This is a genomic window from Streptomyces sclerotialus, from assembly GCF_040907265.1.
Lineage (GTDB): Bacteria > Actinomycetota > Actinomycetes > Streptomycetales > Streptomycetaceae > Streptomyces > Streptomyces sclerotialus.
Genome location: NZ_JBFOHP010000002.1, coordinates 6593776 through 6613367, shown reverse-complemented (window position 1 = coordinate 6613367; position 19592 = coordinate 6593776). Strand labels below are relative to the sequence as shown.

General features: G+C 73.0%; 17 protein-coding genes and 1 pseudogene. 7 read left to right on the top strand and 11 right to left on the bottom strand.

The window, feature by feature from the left end; translation table 11 throughout:
• Nucleotides 1-7: 7 nt before the first annotated feature.
• From AAC944_RS29095 to AAC944_RS29075, 5 genes are all read right to left on the bottom strand, one after another.
• On the bottom strand, nt 8-1525 hold the full coding sequence (locus AAC944_RS29095) for an AlkA N-terminal domain-containing protein (protein WP_030612983.1): 1518 nt from the start codon (nt 1523-1525) through the stop codon (nt 8-10).
• Nucleotides 1526-1592: 67 nt separating this feature from the next.
• Nucleotides 1593-2147 carry an O-acetyl-ADP-ribose deacetylase gene (locus AAC944_RS29090; RefSeq protein ID WP_051871644.1) on the bottom strand — a complete coding sequence of 185 codons (555 nt, stop codon included), beginning with the start codon at nt 2145-2147 and terminating at the stop codon, nt 1593-1595.
• A 51-nt stretch (nt 2148-2198) separates the two neighbouring features.
• The gene (locus tag AAC944_RS29085; protein ID WP_030612988.1) at nt 2199-3611 is read right to left on the bottom strand and encodes a phytoene desaturase family protein; all 1413 of its coding nucleotides are present in this window, start codon (nt 3609-3611) and stop codon (nt 2199-2201) included.
• 72 nt (nt 3612-3683) lie between these two features.
• The gene (locus AAC944_RS29080; RefSeq protein WP_030612993.1) at nt 3684-4625 is read right to left on the bottom strand and encodes an inositol monophosphatase family protein; all 942 of its coding nucleotides are present in this window, start codon (nt 4623-4625) and stop codon (nt 3684-3686) included.
• Between the two features lie 66 nt (nt 4626-4691).
• Complete coding sequence (locus AAC944_RS29075) at nt 4692-5537, bottom strand: class I SAM-dependent methyltransferase (protein ID WP_030612996.1); 846 nt, start codon at nt 5535-5537, stop codon at nt 4692-4694.
• Between the two features lie 140 nt (nt 5538-5677).
• Between AAC944_RS29075 and AAC944_RS29070 the strand changes: the two genes are divergently transcribed.
• Nucleotides 5678-6280 carry a TetR/AcrR family transcriptional regulator gene (locus tag AAC944_RS29070; RefSeq protein WP_030612999.1) on the top strand — a complete coding sequence of 201 codons (603 nt, stop codon included), beginning with the start codon at nt 5678-5680 and terminating at the stop codon, nt 6278-6280.
• 55 nt (nt 6281-6335) lie between these two features.
• On the opposite strand, the gene AAC944_RS29065 is transcribed toward AAC944_RS29070, so the two are convergent.
• From AAC944_RS29065 to AAC944_RS29040, 6 genes are read right to left on the bottom strand one after another with little or no spacing between them, the layout of a single operon-like run.
• A complete protein-coding gene (locus tag AAC944_RS29065) occupies nt 6336-8246 on the bottom strand; it encodes a gamma-glutamyltransferase family protein (RefSeq protein ID WP_030613002.1) in 1911 nt (636 codons plus the stop codon).
• Between the two features lie 26 nt (nt 8247-8272).
• On the bottom strand, nt 8273-9295 hold the full coding sequence (locus AAC944_RS29060; protein WP_078888485.1) for an ABC transporter ATP-binding protein: 1023 nt from the start codon (nt 9293-9295) through the stop codon (nt 8273-8275).
• Nucleotides 9292-10320, bottom strand: coding sequence for an ABC transporter ATP-binding protein (locus AAC944_RS29055; protein ID WP_051871645.1), 1029 nt, complete (start codon nt 10318-10320; stop codon nt 9292-9294). Before AAC944_RS29055 ends, AAC944_RS29060 begins: the two co-directional genes overlap by 4 nt.
• Nucleotides 10317-11243, bottom strand: coding sequence for an ABC transporter permease (locus AAC944_RS29050; protein WP_078888486.1), 927 nt, complete (start codon nt 11241-11243; stop codon nt 10317-10319). Before AAC944_RS29050 ends, AAC944_RS29055 begins: the two co-directional genes overlap by 4 nt.
• A complete protein-coding gene (locus tag AAC944_RS29045) occupies nt 11240-12193 on the bottom strand; it encodes an ABC transporter permease (protein ID WP_030613013.1) in 954 nt (317 codons plus the stop codon). Before AAC944_RS29045 ends, AAC944_RS29050 begins: the two co-directional genes overlap by 4 nt.
• The gene (locus tag AAC944_RS29040) at nt 12190-13791 is read right to left on the bottom strand and encodes an ABC transporter substrate-binding protein (protein ID WP_368396492.1); all 1602 of its coding nucleotides are present in this window, start codon (nt 13789-13791) and stop codon (nt 12190-12192) included. The genes AAC944_RS29045 and AAC944_RS29040 overlap by 4 nt, the downstream gene beginning before the upstream one ends.
• Nucleotides 13792-14056: 265 nt before the next feature.
• On the opposite strand from AAC944_RS29040, the gene AAC944_RS29035 reads away from it, so the two are divergent.
• From AAC944_RS29035 to AAC944_RS29010, 6 genes and pseudogenes are all read left to right on the top strand, one after another.
• Entirely contained in the window at nt 14057-14815 is a 759-nt protein-coding gene (locus tag AAC944_RS29035) for an SIR2 family NAD-dependent protein deacylase (protein WP_030613018.1), read from the top strand.
• A 103-nt stretch (nt 14816-14918) separates the two neighbouring features.
• Complete coding sequence (lplAB, locus tag AAC944_RS29030) at nt 14919-15986, top strand: lipoate-protein ligase LplAB (protein ID WP_030613020.1); 1068 nt, start codon at nt 14919-14921, stop codon at nt 15984-15986.
• A gap of 103 nt (nt 15987-16089) precedes the next feature.
• Nucleotides 16090-16269, top strand: a pseudogene (locus tag AAC944_RS29025) (sarcosine oxidase subunit beta); the annotation flags it as partial.
• 420 nt (nt 16270-16689) lie between these two features.
• Nucleotides 16690-17532 carry an ABC transporter ATP-binding protein gene (locus AAC944_RS29020; protein ID WP_051871646.1) on the top strand — a complete coding sequence of 281 codons (843 nt, stop codon included), beginning with the start codon at nt 16690-16692 and terminating at the stop codon, nt 17530-17532.
• Nucleotides 17529-18380, top strand: coding sequence for an ABC transporter permease (locus AAC944_RS29015; RefSeq protein WP_030613024.1), 852 nt, complete (start codon nt 17529-17531; stop codon nt 18378-18380). The genes AAC944_RS29020 and AAC944_RS29015 overlap by 4 nt, the downstream gene beginning before the upstream one ends.
• A gap of 25 nt (nt 18381-18405) precedes the next feature.
• The gene (locus tag AAC944_RS29010) at nt 18406-19587 is read left to right on the top strand and encodes a cytochrome P450 (RefSeq protein WP_030613026.1); all 1182 of its coding nucleotides are present in this window, start codon (nt 18406-18408) and stop codon (nt 19585-19587) included.
• The last annotated feature ends 5 nt before the right edge of the window (nt 19588-19592 follow it).

The window sequence follows — 19592 nt, the reverse complement described above, 5'->3', positions numbered from 1 at the left end:
GTATCCCTCAGTACGTCCCACCGTCGGTGGGGAGATGGTTGATCGGATGGTCGTCGGTGGCCCAGAGGTACTGGACCGCGTAGGCCCGCCAGGGGCGCCAGGCGGCGGCGCGTGCGTGCAGCGCTGCCGGTGTGCCGGGCAGCCCCAGTCCCTGCGCCGCGCGGCGCACGCCGAGGTCGGTGGCGGTGAAGGCGTCGGGGTCGCCGAGCGCCCGCATCGCGATGCACTCGACCGTCCAGGGGCCGAACCCGGGCAACGCGGCGAGGGCGGCGCGGGCCTGCTCGCGGTCGCCGCCGGGCCCGAGTTGCAGCTCTCCGGCGGCCAGCGCGGCCACCAGTCCGGTGAGCGTGGCACGCCGGGAACGGGGCATGGCCAGGGTCTCCGGGTCGAGTCCGGCCAGCGCCGCCGCGCTCGGGAAGAGGTGGGTGAGGCCGCCCTCGGGGTCGTCGATCCGCTCCCCGTAGGCGGCGGCCAGCCGCCCCGCGTGGGTACGGGCCGCCGCGGTGGAGACCTGCTGTCCGATCACCGCCCGTACGGCGAACTCGTCCGCGTCCACCGTGCGCGGCACCCGCCGCCCGGGCGCCTTGGCGACGAGCGGCGCCAGTACCGGGTCCTCGGCCAGCAGCCCGTCCACCGCCTCGGGGTCGGCGTCCAGGTCGAGCAGCCGCCGGCAGCGCGCGATGGCACCCGCGAGGTCCCGCAGGTCGGTCAGGGACAGCCGGCACTCCACGTGCTCCGGGCGCGGCGTGAGCGCCACGATGCCGTGCCCGTACGGGAGGCGCAGGGTGCGGCGGTACGCGCCGTCCCGCCACTCCTCGACGCCGGGGACCGCGGTGGCGGCGAGGTGCCCGAAGAGGTTGTCCGGGCACAGCGGCTTGCGGAAGGGGAGACGGAGGGTGAGCGTGGTGCGGGCCGGCGGGCCCGGTGCTCCGGGTCGCGCCGCCGGGGCCACGGGGCGCGTGGGCCGCGCCCGCTGCCGCAGGTCGCCCGGCGACAGCGCGAAGACCTCCCGCACGGTGTCGTTGAACGCGCGGATACTGCCGAAACCCGCGGCGAAGGCGATCTCCGCCATCGGCAGCGCGGTGGTCTCGATGAGCAGCCGCGCGGTCTGGGCGCGCTGGGCCCGCGCGAGGGCGAGCGGTCCGGCGCCCAGCTCGGCCAGCAGCTGCCGTTCGACCTGCCGCGGGCTGTACCCGAGGCGCGCGGCCAGCCCCGGTACCCCGTCCCGGTCCACCACCCCGTCGGCGATCAGCCGCATGGCCCGCGCGACCAGGTCGGCGCGCTCGTCCCACTGCGGGGAGCCGGGCGCGGCGTCCGGCCGGCACCGCTTGCACGCCCGGAACCCGGCCTGCTGCGCGGCGGCGGCGCTGGGGTAGAACCGCATGTGGGCGGGTTTGGGAGGGACCACCGGGCAGCTGGGCCGGCAGTAGATCTTCGTCGTGGTGACGGCGGTGAAGAACCACCCGTCGAAACGGGCGTCCTTGGACTGCACGGCGCGTACGCACCGCTCGGTGTCGGTGTGCATGCCTCAAGGATTCCGCAGGCGGCAGCGGGTGGCTGGCGAGAATCCGACATGAACGTGGCGGCCCGGCCTACCCCTCCAGCGCCGCCGCGAAGGCCGCACGCGCCCGGTCGTCGAACACGACGAAGCGCACCTCGTCGAACGGTCCGGTGCCGCCGGCGAGCGCCTCGCGCACCGTCCGCACGGCGATCCGCGCCCCGTCCTCCAGCGGCCAGCCGTACACCCCCGTCGAGATCGCGGGGAAGGCCACCGTCCGGGCGCCCAGCCCGGCCGCGACTCCCAGCGATTCCCGGTAGCAGGAGGCGAGCAGCGCGGACCGGTCCTCCTCCCGCGAGTACACGGGCCCCACCGTGTGCACCACCCACCGCGCCGGCAGCTCCCCCGCCGTCGTGGCCACGGCCTGCCCGGTCGGCAGCCCCCGCCCGTACCGCGAGGCCCGCAACGCCCGGCACTCCTCCAGGATGCGCGGCCCGCCCTTCCGGTGGATCGCCCCGTCCACGCCCCCGCCGCCCAGCAGCGAGGAGTTCGCCGCGTTCACGACGACATCCACGTCCTGCTCGGTGATGTCCCCCGGCACGAGCGTCAGCCGCCCGTCCTCGCCGTACTTCTCCGCGGTTTTGCCCATGGAGGCATCATGACGCAGCCGACGCGCCTGCCGCAGGACACGCGGCTCCCGTCAGCGCCTGGTCTGCCGGATGCGCCGCCAGGCCGCCCTGGCGGCGTTGTGGCCGCACATGCCGTGGACGCCGCCGCCTGGCGGGGTGGCGGAGGAGCAGAGGAAGACGGCGGGGTGGGAGGTGGCGTAGGGGATGCGCCGGGGCTTGGGGCGGAGGAGGGTCTGCAGGCCGGAGAAGGCGCCTACGCCGATGTCGCCGCCGACGTAGTTGGCGTTGCGCGCGGCCAGTTCGGGCGGGCCGGCGGTGGCGCGGGCCAGGACGAGGTCGCGGAAGCCGGGGGCGAAGCGTTCCAGCTGGGCCTCGACGGCGTCGGTGAGGTCGCCCGTCCAGCCGTTGGGGACGTGACCGTACGCCCAGAAGGTGTGCTTGCCCTCGGGGGCGCGGCTCGGGTCGGTCAGGGTCGGCTGCGAGGTGATCAGGAAGGGGCGTTCGGGGGCGCGGCCCTGATGGACGTCGCGCAGGGCGCGGCCGATGTCGTCCGCGGTGGGGCCGACGTGGACCGTACCGGCCCGGCGGGCCTCCTGCGAGGTCCACGGGACGGGCCCGGACAGCGCATAGTCGATCTTGAAGGCGGCGGGGCCGTAGCGGTAGTGGGCGAAGGCGTTGCCGAGGCCCGCGATGCGCGCCAGCGCCGTCGGTGAGGTGTCGAAGATGTACGCGCGGGCGGGCGGCAGGTCGTCCAGCCGCTTGACCTCGTACTCCGTGTGGATCTCGCCGCCCTGGTCCCGGAGGTACCCGGCCAGCGCGTCGGGGACGGCCTGCGAACCGCCGCGCGCGACGGGCCAGCCGTGGGCGTGCGCGGCCAGCGCGAAGGTCAGGGCGATGGCACCGGTGGCGATGCCGGTGAGGGGATGGATGACGTGGGCCGCGCAGCCGGCGAGGACGGCGCGTGCCTTCTCGTCCCGGAAGCGGCGGTTCAGCACGGACAGCGGGGGGATGCCGGCCAGGCCGAAGCGGGCGAGCGTCACCGGGTCGCGGGGGAACCCTTCGAGGACGCCGCGCATCATGTCCCGCGCGAGCGTGTCCCACTTGCCGCGGAAGGGGTCGACCAGGCGGCGGTACGCGCCGGCGTCGCGGACGCCGAAGGACCTCGCGGTCTCGCCGACGGAACGGGACAGCACGGCGGCGCTGCCGTCCGGGAACGGGTGCGCCATGGGGAGTTCGGGGTGCAGCCACTCCAGGCCGTACCGCTCCAGGGGGAGGTCACGGAAGGCGGGCGAGCCGATGCCGGTGGGGTGGACGGCCGAGCAGGGGTCGTGCCGGAAGCCCGGCAGGGTCAGCTCCTCCGTACGGGCGCCGCCTCCGATGGTGTCGCGGGCCTCGAAGACCTCGACGGACATGCCACGGCGGGCCAGTTCGACCGCCGCGGTCAGGCCGTTCGGTCCGGCCCCGATCACCACGGCATCGAGCATCGTCGGCACCTGCGCCACTCCCCTCGTGTCGGTCCTCCGCGTCGAGGACCGGTCGGCGGCTGCCGGCAGGGGTCAGTCGGCGGCTGCCAGCAGGTCGAGGATACGCCGGGCGGTCGCCGCGTCCCGCGCCGCCGTGAACGGCAGGGTGTTGCCCCCGGCTATGCGGAACGGCGCGCCGGACAGCGTCATGCTGCTGCCGCCCGCCTCGTGGACGAGCAGCAGGCCGGCCGCGTGGTCCCAGGGGTTCTCCCAGGTGAAGGCGATGGCCTCCAGCGTGCCGCGGGCGATGGCGAGGTACTCCAGGCCCGCCGAGCCGCAGGGGCGCGCCGCGATGCCCTCGCAGACCAGGCCGGACAGCGCGCGCTTCTCGGCGACGGTGGTGAAGTCGTGGTGGGACATGGCGACTTCGAGGGTCTTGCCCTCGTGCGGCGAACCGGCCAGCAGCTTCCGGCCGTTCAGCCGGGCACCGCCGCCGCGCACCGCGACGGCCATCTCGTCCAGCGCGGGCGCGTACGTCCAGGAGGCCAGCAGCTCGCCGCGGTGGGCGAGCGCGACCAGGGTCGCGAAGCCGGGGTCGCCGTGCACGAACTGCCGGGTGCCGTCGACCGGGTCGACGATCCACACCGGCGCGTCGCCGTGCAGCGCCGCCAGCACCGCGGGGTCGGCGTGCACCGCTTCCTCGCCCACCACGGCCGAGCCGGGGAGCAGCGCCGTCAGGGCTGCCGTGAGGTGTTCCTCGGCGCGCCGGTCGGCGACGGTGACCAGGTCGTGCGGGCCGTTCTTCTCGACCACCTCGTGGGCGGCGAGCTGCCGGAAGCGCGGCAGGATCTCCGCCGCCGCTGCCTCGCGGACGGCCTTCTCGACGGCGTCCAGGTCGACCGCTGCGAGGACCGCGTCGGCCGCCGTCCCGGCGGTCGCGCCGGCCGCCCCGGCCGGCCCCGTCACGTCCGTCCTGTCCGCCCTGTCCGTCCTGTCGTCGTTGTTTGCAGGAATCGCAGGAATTGCTTCGATCATGTCTCCATGGAAACACGGGGCACTGACACGGCAGCTGGAATGCAGGTGAACCGGGGGTGAAGCGGGTCAGGCGCGTTCGGCGGTGACCAGCCAGGCGGTGCTGCGCATCCAGACCCCGCCGCCGGGCCGCTCGTACCGGCGCAGGGCGTCCGCGAGGGCCGTACGGGCGCGACCGGCGGCCGGCCCCGCGGCCTCCAGAGCGGCGCGCCCCGGGCCCGACTCGCACAGGAAGCGCGTCGCGTCCTCGGCGTCATCGCCCCAGCGGCCCTGTGCCGCCGTCTCCCCCGCCCGTACGGAGCGGAAGCCGGCGCCGGTGAGCACGTCCTCGATGCGCGCCGGATCGGCCAGCGAGAACATACCGGGCGCGCCGGGCGAGAAGTCGGGGCCGGGCCCCGGTACGTGAGCGGCGAGGCCGGCGAAGACCTGCGCCCAGTCGTTGCGCCCGGGGTCGGCCATGCACACGAAGGCGAGCCGGCCACCGGGCCGCAGGGCGCGGCCGACGTGGCGGAACGCGGCGGACGGGTCGGCGAAGAACATGATGCCGAAGCGGCTGACGGCGGCGTCGAAGGCGGCTTCCGGGAGCGGGTGCGCCTGTGCGTCACCCTGCTCGAACGCCACGTTCTCCAGGCCCTCCGCGGCTGCGAGCGCCCGCGCCCTGGCCAGCATGGGGCCCGAGAGGTCCAGGCCCAGGACGTGCCCCTCGCGGGCCGTGCGCGCGGCGAGCCGGCTGGTCTGCCCGGCGCCGCAGCCGATGTCCAGTACGCGGGATCCGGCCTCGATCCCGGCCGCGGCCAGCAGCGGACCGTTGAACCCCTCGTTCACCGCGTTCCAGCGGTCGTGGTGGTCGGCCCAGTGGGCCCCTTCCGCGCCGTTCCACGCGGAGAACTGCCCGGTGTTGACGACCTCGTGCATCACGATCTCCCCTGTCGTTACGGGTCATCGGCGCCTAGAATGGGCGCCTGCCCAAACAGTATGGGCGATCGCCCATACTGGCAAGGACTGCGCCCGGGGCCGGGCCGGCACGGACTGCGGACGACAGGGAGGACGTACGGATGTCACCGCGAGGTGTGGCCATCACCGATGTCAGGGAGCGGCTGTTCGACGCCGCCGAACGGGTGCTGCTCCGGGACGGCCCGGGCGGGCTGACCAACCGGGCGATCACGGGAGAGGCCGGCTGCGCCAAGGGCCTGCTCTACCACCACTTCTCCGACCTGGACGACTTCACCGCCCAGCTCTGCCTGCACCACTTCGAGCGCGCGGCCGCCCGGGCGACCGCGGTCCTGGGGCGGCCGGGCGCCGCGACGGTCACGGAGAACGTCACCGCCGCCGCGCATGCCCTGCTCGGCACGAGCGGCCCGCGGATCGCCGCCCTGGCCCTCACCCGCGCGCCGGTGACCGAACGGGTACGCGCCGCCATGCGGGACGGCGCCCCGGGGCTCGGCACCGTGGAGGAAGCGCTGACCGCCTACATCGAAGCGGAGCAGGCCCTCGGCCGCGTCGCCCGGGGCACCGACAGCGCCGCGCTGGCGCTCGCCGTGGTCGGCACCACCCACCACCTGCTGATGACGGGCTGGACGTCAGCGCCCGATCCGGGCGAACGCGTATCCGCCCTGGTCGAGGCCTTGCTCGGGAACGTCGCCCCGGGCGGCGCATGACCGGAGGCGCTGCGGCCGGCCGGCCGAAGCGGTCGAGCGGTTACCGAGGCGCCTCTCAGCGGCCGACCGCGTACCCCTGCATGCCGCGCGGGTTGGCCCCGGCGGAGAGCACACCGGTCTCCGGGTCGCGGGCGACCGCGCACAGCCGCCCCTCGGACCAGGCGTCACCCACCGTCACGTCGTGACCACGCGCGCGCAGCCCCTCGACGACCTCCCCGCCGATCCGGGACTCCACGGTCACGCTGCCCGGCCGCATGGCGCGCGGGAAGAACGATCCCGGGAAGGAGTCGGTGTGCCAGTTCGGCGCGTCGATGGCGCCCTGGAGGTCGAGCCCGCCGCGTACGGGGGCGCGCTCCGTCACGGCCAGGAAGAAGTGCAGCTGCCACTGGTCCTGCTGGTCCCCGCCGGGCGTACCGAAGGCCATCACCGGCACCCCGCCGCGCAGGGCGAGGGACGGCGTCAGGGTGGTGCGGGGGCGGCGGCCCGGGGTGAGGGAGTTCGGCAGCCCCTCCTCCAGCCAGGCCATCTGCAGCCGCGTGCCGAGCGGGAAGCCGAGGCCCGGGATCACCGGGTTGGACTGCAGCCAGCCGCCGGAGGGCGTCGCCGAGACCATGTTGCCCCAGCGGTCGACGACGTCGATGTGGCAGGTGTCGCCCCGGGTGGCCCCACTGCGGTCCACCTCGGGGGCGACGGCGGGCGGCGCCGCGGCCTCTTGTGCCGCGGCCTCTTGTGCTGCGGCCTCCCGTGATGCGGCGCCCGTCCCCTTGGCCACGGTGGGCTCGCCCGCGCCGCTCCCGGAGACGCCCAGCGCGTCGAAGCCCGGCTCCCCGGCGGCGACCGCGGCGGCGTGCTTGCTGAGGCGCGGGGCGCGGCCCCCTGGGCTGCCGGGGCGCAGCTCGTACGAGGCGGTGTCGGTGATCAGCTCCCGGCGCGCGGCGTTGTACTCCGGGGAGAGCAGCGTCTCCACGGGGACGTCGGCCGCCCCGGCGTCCTCCGCGTCGCCGTACCAGGCCTCGCGGTCCGCCATGGCCAGCTTGGTGCCCTCCACGAGGGTGTGGACGTACTCGGCGCTCCCGTGTGCGGGCAGTTCCCCGGGGAGCAGCGCGAGCTGCTGGAGGAATGCCGGGCCCTGGGACCAGGCGCCCGCCTTGGCGACGGTCCAGCCGTTCCGGTCGTATGTCACGGGCGCCTCGTACGTGGCCCGGAAGGCGGCGAGGTCGTCGCCGGTCAGGGTGCCGGCGTGCCGCTCGCCCGAGGTGTCCATGGCCGGGCGCGCGGCCTGCGCCGCCATGGCCTCGCCGATGAAGCCCTCGCGCCAGATCCGGCGGGCCGCGTCGATCTGCGTCTCGCGCCCGGGACCGGCCGCCTCGGCCTCGCGGACCAGCCGCTCCCAGGTGTCGGCGAGCGGCCGGTTGCGCAGGAGGCCGCCGGGGGCCACGGAGCGGCCGCCGGGCAGGTACACCTCCGCCGAGGTCGTCCACTCGGTCTCGAAGAGCTCACGGACGGTCTCCACGGTCTCGCCGACGCGTTCGACGGCCGGGTGGCCGTGCCGCGCGTACCCGACGGCGTACGACAGGACCTCGGCGAGCGTCTTCGTGCCGTGGTCGCGGAGCAGCACCATCCAGGCGTCGAACGCGCCCGGCACGGCGGCGGCGAGCGGCCCCGTACCGGGGACCAGGTCGAGGCCGAGGGAGGTGTAGTGCGCGACGGTGGCGCCGGCCGGGGCGGGCCCCTGGCCGCACAGCACCTGTACGGGGCCGCCGGCCGGGGCGAGGATGATCGGGACCTCGCCGGCCGGGCCGTTCAGGTGCGGCTCGACGACGTGCAGCACGAAGCCGGCGGCGACCGCGGCGTCGTAGGCGTTGCCGCCGCCCTCCAGGACCGCCATGGCGGACTGGGAGGCCAGCCAGTGGGTCGAGGAAGCCATCCCGAACGTGCCGTTGAGGGTCGGGCGAGTGGTGAACAAGCTTGCTCCTGTCGGTGGATCGGTGGTCATTCGGCTGCCAGGTGGCACGCCACCCGGCGGCTCCCCGGCAGCTCCCGTAGCTCCGGCGCTTCTGTGCGGCAGCGGTCGACCGCCACCGGGCACCGCGTATGGAAGTGACAGCCCGGAGGCGGTGCGAGGGGGCTCGGGAGGTCGCCGCTGAGGACGATGCGTTCGCGGGTGCGCTGGAGTGCGGGGTGCGGTACCGGGGCCGCGGAGAGGAGCGCCTGCGTGTACGGGTGCAGGGCGGCCGCGAAGAGGCGGTCCGTCGGGGCCTCCTCGACGATGCGGCCGAGGTACATCACGGCGATCCGGTCCGCCAGGAACTCCACGGCGGCCAGGTCGTGGGTGATGAACAGGCAGCCGAAGCCGCGGTCCCGCTGCAGGTCGGCGAGGAGGTTGAGGACCGAGGCCTGGACGGAGACGTCCAGCGCGGAGGTCGGCTCGTCGGCGATCAGCAGGTCCGGACCGACGGAGAGCGCGCGGGCGAGGGAGATGCGCTGGCGCTGGCCCCCGGAGAGCTCGTGCGGATGCCGGTCGGCGTGTTCGGGGCGCAGCCCGACCTGGCCGAGCAGCTCCTCGACGCGGGCCCGCAGGCCGGCCCTGGGGACCAGGCGGTGCAGCCGCAGCGGCTCGGCGACGATCTGCCCGACGGTCATGCGCGGGTCGAGCGAGGAGGACGGGTCCTGGAAGACCAGGTGCATGTCGGTGCGGAGGGGGCGCAGGGCACGGCGTGAGAGGTGGGTGATGTCGGTGCCCTTGAGGGCGACACGGCCGCCGGTCGGCTCGTCCAGGCGGACCACGCAGCGGCCGACGGTGGACTTGCCGCTGCCGGACTCCCCCACCAGACCGAGGACTTCACCGCGCCCGATGGTCAGGCTGACGCCGTCCACGGCCCGTACGGTGCCGCCGGGCGCGGTGAAGTGGCGGCACAGGTCGCGCACTTCGAGGACGGGCGTGGCGCCCGCTTCATATGCGGAGGCGCCCGGCCCTCCCTCGCGCGGGGCCGGGATCTCGTGCACGGCGCTCATCGGGCGGCCTCCTCGTACGGGGTGGTGACGGGGTGCCAGCAGGCCACCTGGTGGTCCGGGTCGGGGGTCAGCCGCGGCCGCGCCGTCCCGCACCGGTCGTCCGCGTGCGCGCAGCGTTCGGCGAAGGTGCAGGCGTCCGGCTGGACGGTCAGGCTGGGCACCAGTCCGGGGATCTCCGGCAGCCGGCGCTTCCCTTCCTGGCCGGGCCGCAGTACCGCACTGAGCAGCCCTCGGGTGTACGGGTGCCGGGGTGCGGTGAACAGCTCGTCCACCGGCGCCTGTTCGACGGCCCGGCCCGCGTACATCACGAGCACCCGGTCGGCGGCATCGGCGACGACGCCGAGGTCGTGGGTGATGAGGACGATGGCGGTGCCGAGGCGTTCGCGCAGCGTCTGGAGGACTTCGAGGATGCCGGCCTGGACGGTGACGTCGAGGGCTGTGGTCGGCTCGTCGGCGATGAGGACGGCCGGGTCGCAGGCGACCGCGATGGCGATCATGACGCGCTGCCGCATGCCGCCGCTGAGCTGGTGCGGGTACTCCGCCACCCGGCGCTCCGGCGCGGGGATGCCGACCAGCGCGAGCAGTTCGACGGCGCGCTCCCTGGCCTCCTTGCGGCTCAGGCCCTGGTGGCGGCGGAGCACCTCGCCGATCTGCCGGCCGATGGTGAGGACCGGGTTCAGCGAGGTCATCGGCTCCTGGAAGATCATGGCGAGGTCCTTGCCGCGGACCTTCGCCAGCTCCTTCTCGGCGGCCCCGGCCAGCTCCCGGCCGCCGAGCCGTACCGAGCCGGTGACGGTCGCGGTGGCCGGGAGCAGGCCCATGACGGCCATGGAGGTGACCGACTTGCCGCAGCCCGACTCGCCGACGACGGCCAGGACCTCGCCGGCCGCCACGTCGTACGACAGGGAGTCGACGGCGTGCACCGTACGGGTGTCGGAGCGGAAGGAGACGGAGAGGTCGCGGACGCTCAGTACGGGCGCGTCGGACGCGCCGGGCGCGTCAACGGCGTGGTGCACGGTGCTCATCGGGTGCCTCCGCGGGGGTCGAGGACGTCCCGCAGGCCGTCACCGAGCAGGTTGAAGGCCAGCGTCGCGGCGACGATGGCGAGGCCGGGGAAGACCGCCATCCAGGGCGCGGGACCGAGGAAGGGCTGGGCGCCGGAGAGCATCACGCCGAGCGAGGGGGCCGGCGGCTGGACACCGAGGCCGAGGAAGCTCAGCAGCGCCTCGCCGATGATCGCGGCGGGGATGCCGACCGTGGCCTGCACGATCAGCGCGGAGGTGGCGTTGGGCAGGATGTGCCGGAAGAGGACGGTGCCGTCGCCGCCGCCGTTGACGAGCGCGGCCCCCACGTAGTCCAGGTGTTTCAGGCGCAGCGTCTCGGCGCGGGCGATGCGGATGACGGCCGGCACCTGTGAGATGCCGATGGCGATGGTGGCGTTGAGCAGGGACGGGCCGAGGACGGCCGCCAGGCCCACCGCGAGGACGAGGAACGGGAAGGCGAGCAGGGTGTCGGTGAGCCGGGAGACGGCAGAGTCGGCGTACCTGCCGTAGTACCCGGCGGCCAGGCCCAGCGGTACGCCGACGAGGAAGGCCAGCAGTACGGCGAGCAGGCCCACCTGCATGGAGGCGCGGGCGCCGTGGATCACCCGGGAGAGCTGGTCGCGGCCGAGGTCGTCGGTGCCGAGCCAGTGCGCCCAGGAGGGCGGCGCGAGGGCGGCGCCGAAGTCGGCGCGTGCCGGGTCGTACGGGGCGATCAGCGGGGCGCAGAGCGCGGCCAGCACGAAGACCGCGGCGATCACGGCACCGGTGAGCGCGAGCCGGTTCCGGCGCAGGGCGCGCAGCCGGGTGCGCAGGGTGCCGGCGCGCGGCGCCGCCGCGGGCCCGTCCGGGGCGGCCGGGGTGCCCGTGCCGGCCGCGGAGCCGGTGGTGTCCGGGGTGGCAGTCATCGGGCGCCTCCGAGCCGGATCCGCGGGTCGATGACCGAATACAGCACGTCGACCGCGAGGTTGATGAGGATGTAGGCGGCGGAGGTGCACAGCACCACGCCCTGGAGCATCGTGTAGTCGCGGGTGAAGACGGCGTCGATGGTGAGCTTGCCGAAACCGGGCAGGACGAAGATCTGCTCGGTGACGACGGCGCCGGAGATCAGGTGGCCGAGCTGGAGGCCGAGGACGGTCACCACCGTCACCAGGCTGTTGCGCAGCGCGTGCCCGCCGATGACCTGGCGCCGCGAGAGCCCCTTGGCGCGCGCTGTGCGCACGTAGTCCGCTGAGAGGTTGTCGAGCATCGCGCCGCGGGTCTGCCGCATCACGACGGCCGCCAGCCCGGAGCCGAGGACGACGGCGGGCAGGACCATGCGCCGCAGGTTGTCGACCGGGTCGGTGCCGAAGGGCACGTAACCGGAGGCCGCGAAGACCGGTACGGCGATGGCGAAGGCCAGGACGAGGACGATGCCGAGCCAGAAGGTGGGGACGGAGAGGCCCAGCAGGGCGATCGCGTTGGCCAGCCATTCCGTGGCCTTGCCGCGCCGGACGGCCGCGAGCACCCCGGCGCCGATGCCGAGGACGACCGCCAGGAGGAGGGAGAGCGCGGCCAGTTCGAGCGTCACCGGGAGGGCGTTGCGGATCGAGTCCAGGACGGGGAGGCCGGTGCGGGCGGAGGTGCCGAGGTCGCCGGTGAGGGCGTGGCCGACGAACCGCCCGTACTGGATCACGATGTTGTCGTTCAGCCCGTACGCCTCGCGGACCGCGGCCAGCGCCTCGGGGCTGCGTTCCTCGCCGGCCAGCGCGAGGGCCGGGTCGCCGGGGAGCGCGCGGATGCCGGCGAAGACGACGACGCTGACGAGGAAGAGGGTGATGACCGATTGCCGGAGCCGGGTGAGGAGGTATCTGCTCATCGGGCGTACCCCGCATCCTTGACGCGCACCAGTCCGTCGCCGTAGACGCGTACGCCGGCCACGTCCTGCCGCGCCACGACGTAGTTCTTCTGCCGGTAGAGGTAGATCAGGGCGTGCTGGTCGCGGATGTGGTCGGTGAGCTGCCCGTAGACACGGGCGCGTGCCGCCGGGTCCTGGGTGGTGCGGCCCTCCGCGATCAGCCGGTCGATGTCCGGGTCGGAGATGCCGTAGGTGTTCATGGCGCCCGCCGTGCCGACGAAGGAGGCGATGTTGCCGTCCGGGTCGAGCCGCCCGGACCAGCCGCTGACGTACGCGTCGTACTGCCCGGCGTCGGTCTCCTCCAGGAGCGTCGCGTACTCCATGGGCCGCAGCCGTACGTCGAAGCCGGCCTCGCGGGCCATGGCCTGGATCACCTGGCCGAGGCGGCTGTCCTCGGGCGAGGTGGAGACCTTCAGCTCGATCCGGACGGGCAGTCCGACGCCGGCCTCCTTCAACAGCCGCTTGGCGCGCGGGAGATCGCGCTCCGGGCAGTCGGCGGTCCCCGGTGCGATGGCCGACTCGGGTGAGACAGGCCCGCAGGCCGGCTCGTACATGCCCTGGAAGACGACCTTGTTGATCAGTCTGCGGTCCAGGGCGAGCGCGAAGGCCTCACGGACGCGCGGCTCGCGGGCGAGGACCGTGTGGAGCTTGCCCGGCTTCTGCCCCGTGCCGTGGACGTTGCCCGTGTTGAAGCCGAGGCCCTGGTAGCCCAGCGAGGGCGAGTTGAAGAGCTGGAGCTGTGACTCGGTCAGCGAACTGCGTACCTCCACCGGGCCCATCTGGTCGCCGACCTGGACGTCGCCGGAGCGGAGGTTGGCCAGCCGGACGTTGCCGTCGGTGATCGTCTTGTAGACGACCCGGTCGAGGTGGACCGTGTCCGCGTCGTAGTAGCGGGGGTCCTTCGCGAGCACGATGCGGTCGCCCGCGACGCGCTCGACGTACTTGAACGGGCCGACGCAGGAGGGGTGGTTGGTGAAGTTCTTGCCGTACCTCTCCAGTGCCGTGGGCGACATGACCATCCCCGCGCGGTCGGCGAGCACGCCGGTGAGCGGGACGTACGGCTCCTTGAGGCGGATGCGGACGGTGTACTTCCCCGTCGCCTCGGCCTTGACCAGCGGGCCGAGTTCGGTGGCGCGGGCCGATCCGGGAAGGGTGCGGTGGCGTTCCAGGGAGCGCGCGACGGCGGCGGCGTCGAGCCGGGTGCCGTCACTGAACGTCAGGCCGTGGCGCACCCTGATGGTCACCGTCCGGCCGCCGTCGGAGGTCTTCGGCAGGGCCGCCGCCAGTTGCGGTACGACCTCGCCGGTGCGGTCGGTGTCGTACAGCTTCTCGCACATGCCGGCGAAGACGGTGCGGCCGACGAGGGTCTGGGCCAGGGTCGGATCCAGTTTGTCGGGGTCGGCCTTGAGGGCGACGGTGAGTGTGCCGCCGTCCCGTACCGGGCGCGGGTCGGTCATCCGGACCCCGCCCACCTCGGTGGCGGACGAGGTCAGCGACCCGCACCCCACGGTTCCGGCCATCAGCCCTGCCGCCCCCAGAACAGCCGCTGTTCGGCGCACGTGGTCCTACCTCCCGCATGAGTGGTGCAGACGGCGAACGATCAACTTGCGTGGGTGGTGCGTCACACGATCGGCCGGCTCGCATGACGATGCGGTCGCGAACGATCACGAGGAACGAATGCAGCAGACCGTATTTCGCATACAGATGACCGGCAAGAGGTTGTCCCGGATCTTGGGCAGTTTCTGGTTACAGCTAAATAACCGGGCCCGACAACTCGCCCGAGTCCCCCGCCGCCACCCGCCCCGCCCTGCGTACGCTGGCCGCATGAGCAGCACGGTCGACTCCCCCGACGGCGCGGCCCGGCACCCCCTGGTCGCCCTCCTCAGCGGCGCCGGGATCTCCACCGACTCCGGCATCCCCGACTACCGCGGCCCGAACGGGGTGTGGCGCCGCGACCCGGAGGCCGAGAAGCTCGTCACGTACGACTACTACATGACCGACCCCGAGATCCGGCGCCGGTCCTGGCTGATGCGGCGGGACGGCCCGGCGCTGCGCGCCCGGCCGAACGCCGCGCACGAGGCCGTCACCCGGCTGGAGCGCTCCGGCGTCCCCGTCCGCGTCATCACCCAGAACGTCGACGGGCTGCACCAGCTCGCCGGGACGCCCGACCACAAGGTCCTGGAGCTGCACGGCACCGCCCGCACCGCGGTCTGCACCCAATGCCACGCCCGGACACCGATGACCGACGCGCTGGCCAGGGTGACCGCCGGTGACCCGGACCCGAAATGCCTCGACTGCGGCGGCATCATGAAGTCGGCGACCGTGATGTTCGGCGAGAGCCTGGACCCGGAGGTACTGGACGCGGCGATCACGGTGGCGAAGAGCTGCGACGTCTTCGTGGCGGTGGGCACGAGCCTGTCGGTCCAGCCGGCTGCCTCCCTCGCGGGCCTGGCCGCCGAGCACGGCGCCCGCCTGATCATCGTCAACGCCGAACCCACCCCGTACGACGCACTGGCCGACGAGATCATCCGCGACCCGATCGGCGAAGCCCTCCCCCGGCTGCTGGACCGTTTGCACCCGTGACCCGGCAGCTCGCCCCCTTTGCCGGGAATGACAGGTCCGGCGTTACGGTTGTCCGGGCGGACGGCCGGTCGGGCGGCCCGCGAGAACGTGGAGGGTGAGCGCCGTGCAGAGCAGGCATCACGGTGAGTACAAGGTGCCCGGCGGCAAGCTGGTCGTCGTCGATCTGGAGGTGACGGACGGCGCGCTGCGCCACGTCCGGGTCGCCGGGGACTTCTTCCTGGAGCCGGACGACGCGCTGCTCGACATCAACGCTGCGCTGGAAGGCGCGCCCGCCGACACCGGGGCGCGGGGCCTGGCGGACCGCATCGAGGCCGCGCTGCCCGCCGGCGTCGCCCTGATCGGCTTCACCGCGGAGGCGGTCGGCATCGCGGTCCGCCGGGCCGTCGCGCAGGCCACCGACTGGACCGACCACGACTGGCAGATCATCCACGAACCGCCGCAGGAGCCCGCGCTGCACATGGCGCTGGACGAGGTGCTGACCACCGAGGTCGCCGAGGGGCGGCGCCCGCCGACGCTCCGGGTCTGGGAGTGGGACCGCCCCGCCGTGATCATCGGCAGCTTCCAGTCGCTGCGCAACGAGGTGGACCCGGCGGGCGCCGAACGGCACGGCATCACGGTCGTCCGCCGGATCAGCGGCGGCGGGGCCATGTTCGTGGAACCCGGCAACACCATCACCTACTCGCTCTGCGTCCCCGAGTCCCTGGTCCACGGGCTGACCTTCGCGGAGAGCTACGCGTACCTCGACGACTGGGTGCTCGGGGCCCTCGGCGACATGGGCATCAACGCCTGGTACAAGCCGCTGAACGACATCGCGACGGACGCCGGGAAGATCGCCGGCGCCGCCCAGAAGCGGATCGTCGCCGGCTCCGGCGCCGTCCTCCACCACGTGACCATGTCCTACGACATCGACGCGGACAAGATGGTCGAGGTCCTGCGCATCGGCAAGGAGAAGCTCTCCGACAAGGGCACCACCAGCGCCAAGAAACGCGTGGACCCGCTCCGCCGCCAGACCGGCCTGCCCCGCTCCGAGGTCATCACCCGCATGATCGCCTCCTTCCGCGCCCGCTACGGCGGCACGGACGGCACGGTGACGGAGGCGGAGTTCACCCGCGCACGCGAACTGGCGGCGGGCAAGTTCAGCTCTCCGGAGTGGACGACGCGGGTGCCGTAAGAGCGGCACCCCGCGCGGCGGTCGACGCACGGGCCACGGCGCGCGCCACCCGTAATGCAGGGGCGCGCCCGTAGGCAGGCCGGGCGCGCCCGTAGAAGGTCACGGAGTACGCAGCATCGTCGTGGTCGAACGCGGCGAGCTCGGCAGCGGCAGCTCGGGCAAGCCCATCGGCGGGATACGCGCCCACTTCTCCGGCCCGCTCGACATCGAACTCGGCAACCGGAGCCTGCGCGCCTACCAGGACTTCCCGCGCCGCCCGGGCGCCGACATCCGCCTCGAAACGCCGGCTGTCGGCGGGCGGCAACCGGCGGCGGCCGCGAATCCGGCTCCGATGCCTGGCGCGGCTACATGCGCCCGGCCGCCAACACCATCAGCTACTCCAGCCACCTCGCGCCGGCCCAGGACGTCAGCTTCCTTCAGTCCCGCTGACCGCCGCCTCCCCGCACCGGCGCCGCCCCTGCCCGTAGCGAAACCGTACTTCCCCATGTCCGGTGCCGCGGAGGCTTGCTCAACCTGGGCCTGAGGGGTGCCGAGCCGGGCCCTTCACGGGCTCACGAGGGGCCGTGGGCGCCAGCCACGATGAGAATAATCGGCGCCGAACCGAGCAGAGGGAGGAATCGTGGCGTTGCCCACGGCATCGGATGCGGACGCCGTGCCTGAACGCGCCGACGCCCAACCGGTCATCGAAACCCGAGGGCTGCGGATGCGCTACGGCTCGAAGGACGTGCTGCGCGGCGTGGATTTCCACGTACGCCGTGGCGAGGTGCTCGCGTTGCTGGGACCGAACGGGGCCGGCAAGACGACCACCATCGAAATCCTCGAAGGGTTCCGCAAGCGCTCGGCCGGTGAGGTCCGTGTGCTGGGAACCGACCCGGACGACGGTGACGAGGCGTGGCGGGCCCGACTGGGGATCGTGCTGCAGTCCTGGCGTGACCACAGTTGGTGGAAGGTCCGTGAACTGCTCGATCACCTCGGCCGCTACTACGCGCCGTACGGCACACCGCTTCGCAACCGGCCTTATGACCTCGACGAGATGATCGGCCTGGTCGGGCTGACCGAGCATGTGAACGCCCGGGTCGGTGCGTTGTCCGGTGGGCAGCGGCGCAGGCTGGACGTGGCCGTCGGCCTGATAGGCAACCCGGACCTGCTCTTCCTCGACGAGCCGACCACCGGTTTCGACCCGGAGGCCCGCCAGGAGTTCCACGGGCTGGTGCAGCGGCTGTCGGATCTGGAGGACACGACGATCCTGCTCACCACGCACGACCTGGGCGAGGCCGAGAAGCTGGCCGACCGGATCGTGATTCTGGCGGGCGGCCGGATCAGGGCCGACGGCACGGCGGCCGAGCTGGCGCACCAAGTGGTGAGCAGGACCGAGGTCCGGTACACGCTCCACGGCAGGCCGCGAGTGGAGTCGGTCGAGGACGCGACCCGGTATGTGCGGGGACTGTTCGAGGAGCACGGCGACGCGATCGGTGACCTTGAGGTGCGCCGGGCGAGTCTGGAAGACGTCTACCTGGCCATGGTGCGGGAGATGGAGGAGGCATGAAGCCAGGCGCGGTCGCTCTGCGTACGGGGCTGCAACGTGGCTGGATCGAGTTCCGGCAGACGGTGACCAACGGGGGACAGCTCATCGGCTGGCTGTTCTGGCCGGCCATCGCGCTGGCCGTCATGTATTTCATGCGGGACACCACAGTGCCCGGCACCGACTTCTCCCTCGGCACCCATGCGGTCCCCGGGATCCTCGGGATCAACACACTCTTCACCGGCCTGGTCGGGCTGGCGTTCACCTTGATCACCGACCGGGAGGACGGCACGTTGCTGCGTGCCAAGGCGACGCCGAACGGCATGCTCGGCTACGTCACCGGCAAAGTGCTCGCGCAGGCCGGTACCACCGTGGCGGTGCTGCTCATACTGCTGGTTCCGGTGGCGTTCCTCTTCGACGGCCTGCAGTTGGACGCGGTGTCGTCGTGGGTGACCCTGGTGTGGGTGCTCGCGCTCGGCATGCTGGCGATCCTGCCGGTCGGCGCGATCCTCGGCTCACTCTTCCGCAGCACCCAAGGACTTGTTCCGATCATGGTCCTGATCATGGTGCTCGTCGGCTTCTCCGGGGTGTTCTACCCGGTCACCGCGCTGCCCGAGTGGGTGCAGTGGATCGCGCAGGTCTTCCCGGTCTACTGGCTCGGCCTCGGACTGCGCGCCGCGTTCCTGCCGGACGCCCTGGCCGCGTCGGAGATCGGCGAATCCTGGCGGTTCCTGGAGATGGCCGGCGTGCTCGGGGTGTGGGGAGTCGTCGGCTTCCTGGTGGCACCGGGCGTACTGCGCCGGATGGCGCGACGTGAGTCCGGCTCGGCCGTGGCGGCCCGCCGCGAGAGCGTCGCCAGGCGAGCGGCGTGAACCGAACACATGGGGAGGCACAACGATGAGCACGGCGTTCGCACAGCGGAACAATCTCGATCCGCGCCAGTTCTGGCTGCACGGCAAGGAGCCCGACGAGCCGGTCAGCTTCGACGAGCAGTCCGGGATGTGGAACGTCTACGGACATCAGGAAGTGCTCGATGTCCTCGCCGACACCACGACCTTCTCCTCCGACACCGCGCGGCTGGTGCCCATCGAGGGTGAGTTCTCCCGGGGCAACCTGCTCAAGATGGATCCGCCCGAGCACAACAAGTTGCGCAAGCTGGTCGGCCACGCGTTCACCTCGAAGATGATTGCGAGCCTGGAGCCGAGGATCGTCGATCTGACGCACGAACTGCTCGACACATCCGCCGGTTCCGGGCGGATGGAAGTGGTCGAGGACCTGGCGTACCCGCTGCCGGTGATCGTCATCGCCGACCTGCTCGGCCTGCCCAACAGCGACCGGGACCTGTTCAAGCGGTGGGTCGGTGAGGTCTTCGAGCGGCCCGAGGGATTCACCCGCGGCGAGCCCACACCGGAGTCCACGCAGAACGCCGTGGACCAGATGGGCAAGCTGATCGCCTACCTGCACGAGCACGCCACCGAACGCCGGGTGAAACCGAGGAACGACCTGCTGACCAGGCTCGTCGAGGCCGAGGTGGACGGTGAGCGGCTGAGCGACACCGAGGTGGCGAACTTCGGTGCCGTGCTGCTGATCGCGGGGCACATCACCACGACGATGCTGCTGGGCAACACCGTGCTGTGCATGGACACGTTCCCGGAGGCGCGGGCGGCCGTGCAGTCGGACCGGTCGCGGATCCCCGGGATGATCGAGGAGTCCCTGCGGTACCTGAGTTCGTTCGCGGCCATCTCGCGCTGCACCAACCGGCCCGGCCGGGTCGGTGGCAGAACCATCGAGGCCGACCAACTGGTGCTGCTGTGGCTCGCGGCCGCCAACCGTGACCCGAGGCGGTTCGACCGGCCGCACGAGTTCGACATCACCAGGGACCCCAATCCGCATCTGGCCTTCGGGCGCGGCGTGCACTACTGCATCGGCACTCAGCTGGCCCGGATGGAAGGCAGGGTGGCGATGAACGTGCTCTTCGACCGGTTCCCCCACTTCCGCGTGGATCCCGATGACGCGCCGCAGTTCCAGCCGAGCCCGTACATGACGGGCGTCACCAGGCTGTCGCTACTGACCGACTAAGGGAG

What these genes read in the sequence shown, in the direction of transcription:
- AAC944_RS29095 (WP_030612983.1), bottom strand. Translation starts at nt 1,525, where the DNA reads ATGCACACCGACACCGAGCGGTGCGTACGCGCCGTGCAGTCCAAGGAC.
- AAC944_RS29090 (WP_051871644.1), bottom strand. Translation starts at nt 2,147, where the DNA reads ATGGGCAAAACCGCGGAGAAGTACGGCGAGGACGGGCGGCTGACGCTC.
- AAC944_RS29085 (WP_030612988.1), bottom strand. Translation starts at nt 3,611, where the DNA reads ATGCTCGATGCCGTGGTGATCGGGGCCGGACCGAACGGCCTGACCGCG.
- AAC944_RS29080 (WP_030612993.1), bottom strand. Translation starts at nt 4,625, where the DNA reads ATGATCGAAGCAATTCCTGCGATTCCTGCAAACAACGACGACAGGACG.
- AAC944_RS29075 (WP_030612996.1), bottom strand. Translation starts at nt 5,537, where the DNA reads ATGCACGAGGTCGTCAACACCGGGCAGTTCTCCGCGTGGAACGGCGCG.
- AAC944_RS29070 (WP_030612999.1), top strand. Translation starts at nt 5,678, where the DNA reads ATGTCACCGCGAGGTGTGGCCATCACCGATGTCAGGGAGCGGCTGTTC.
- AAC944_RS29060 (WP_078888485.1), bottom strand. Translation starts at nt 9,295, where the DNA reads ATGAGCGCCGTGCACGAGATCCCGGCCCCGCGCGAGGGAGGGCCGGGC.
- AAC944_RS29055 (WP_051871645.1), bottom strand. Translation starts at nt 10,320, where the DNA reads ATGAGCACCGTGCACCACGCCGTTGACGCGCCCGGCGCGTCCGACGCG.
- AAC944_RS29050 (WP_078888486.1), bottom strand. Translation starts at nt 11,243, where the DNA reads ATGACTGCCACCCCGGACACCACCGGCTCCGCGGCCGGCACGGGCACC.
- AAC944_RS29045 (WP_030613013.1), bottom strand. Translation starts at nt 12,193, where the DNA reads ATGAGCAGATACCTCCTCACCCGGCTCCGGCAATCGGTCATCACCCTC.
- AAC944_RS29035 (WP_030613018.1), top strand. Translation starts at nt 14,057, where the DNA reads ATGAGCAGCACGGTCGACTCCCCCGACGGCGCGGCCCGGCACCCCCTG.
- AAC944_RS29020 (WP_051871646.1), top strand. Translation starts at nt 16,690, where the DNA reads ATGCGCTACGGCTCGAAGGACGTGCTGCGCGGCGTGGATTTCCACGTA.
- AAC944_RS29015 (WP_030613024.1), top strand. Translation starts at nt 17,529, where the DNA reads ATGAAGCCAGGCGCGGTCGCTCTGCGTACGGGGCTGCAACGTGGCTGG.
- AAC944_RS29010 (WP_030613026.1), top strand. Translation starts at nt 18,406, where the DNA reads ATGAGCACGGCGTTCGCACAGCGGAACAATCTCGATCCGCGCCAGTTC.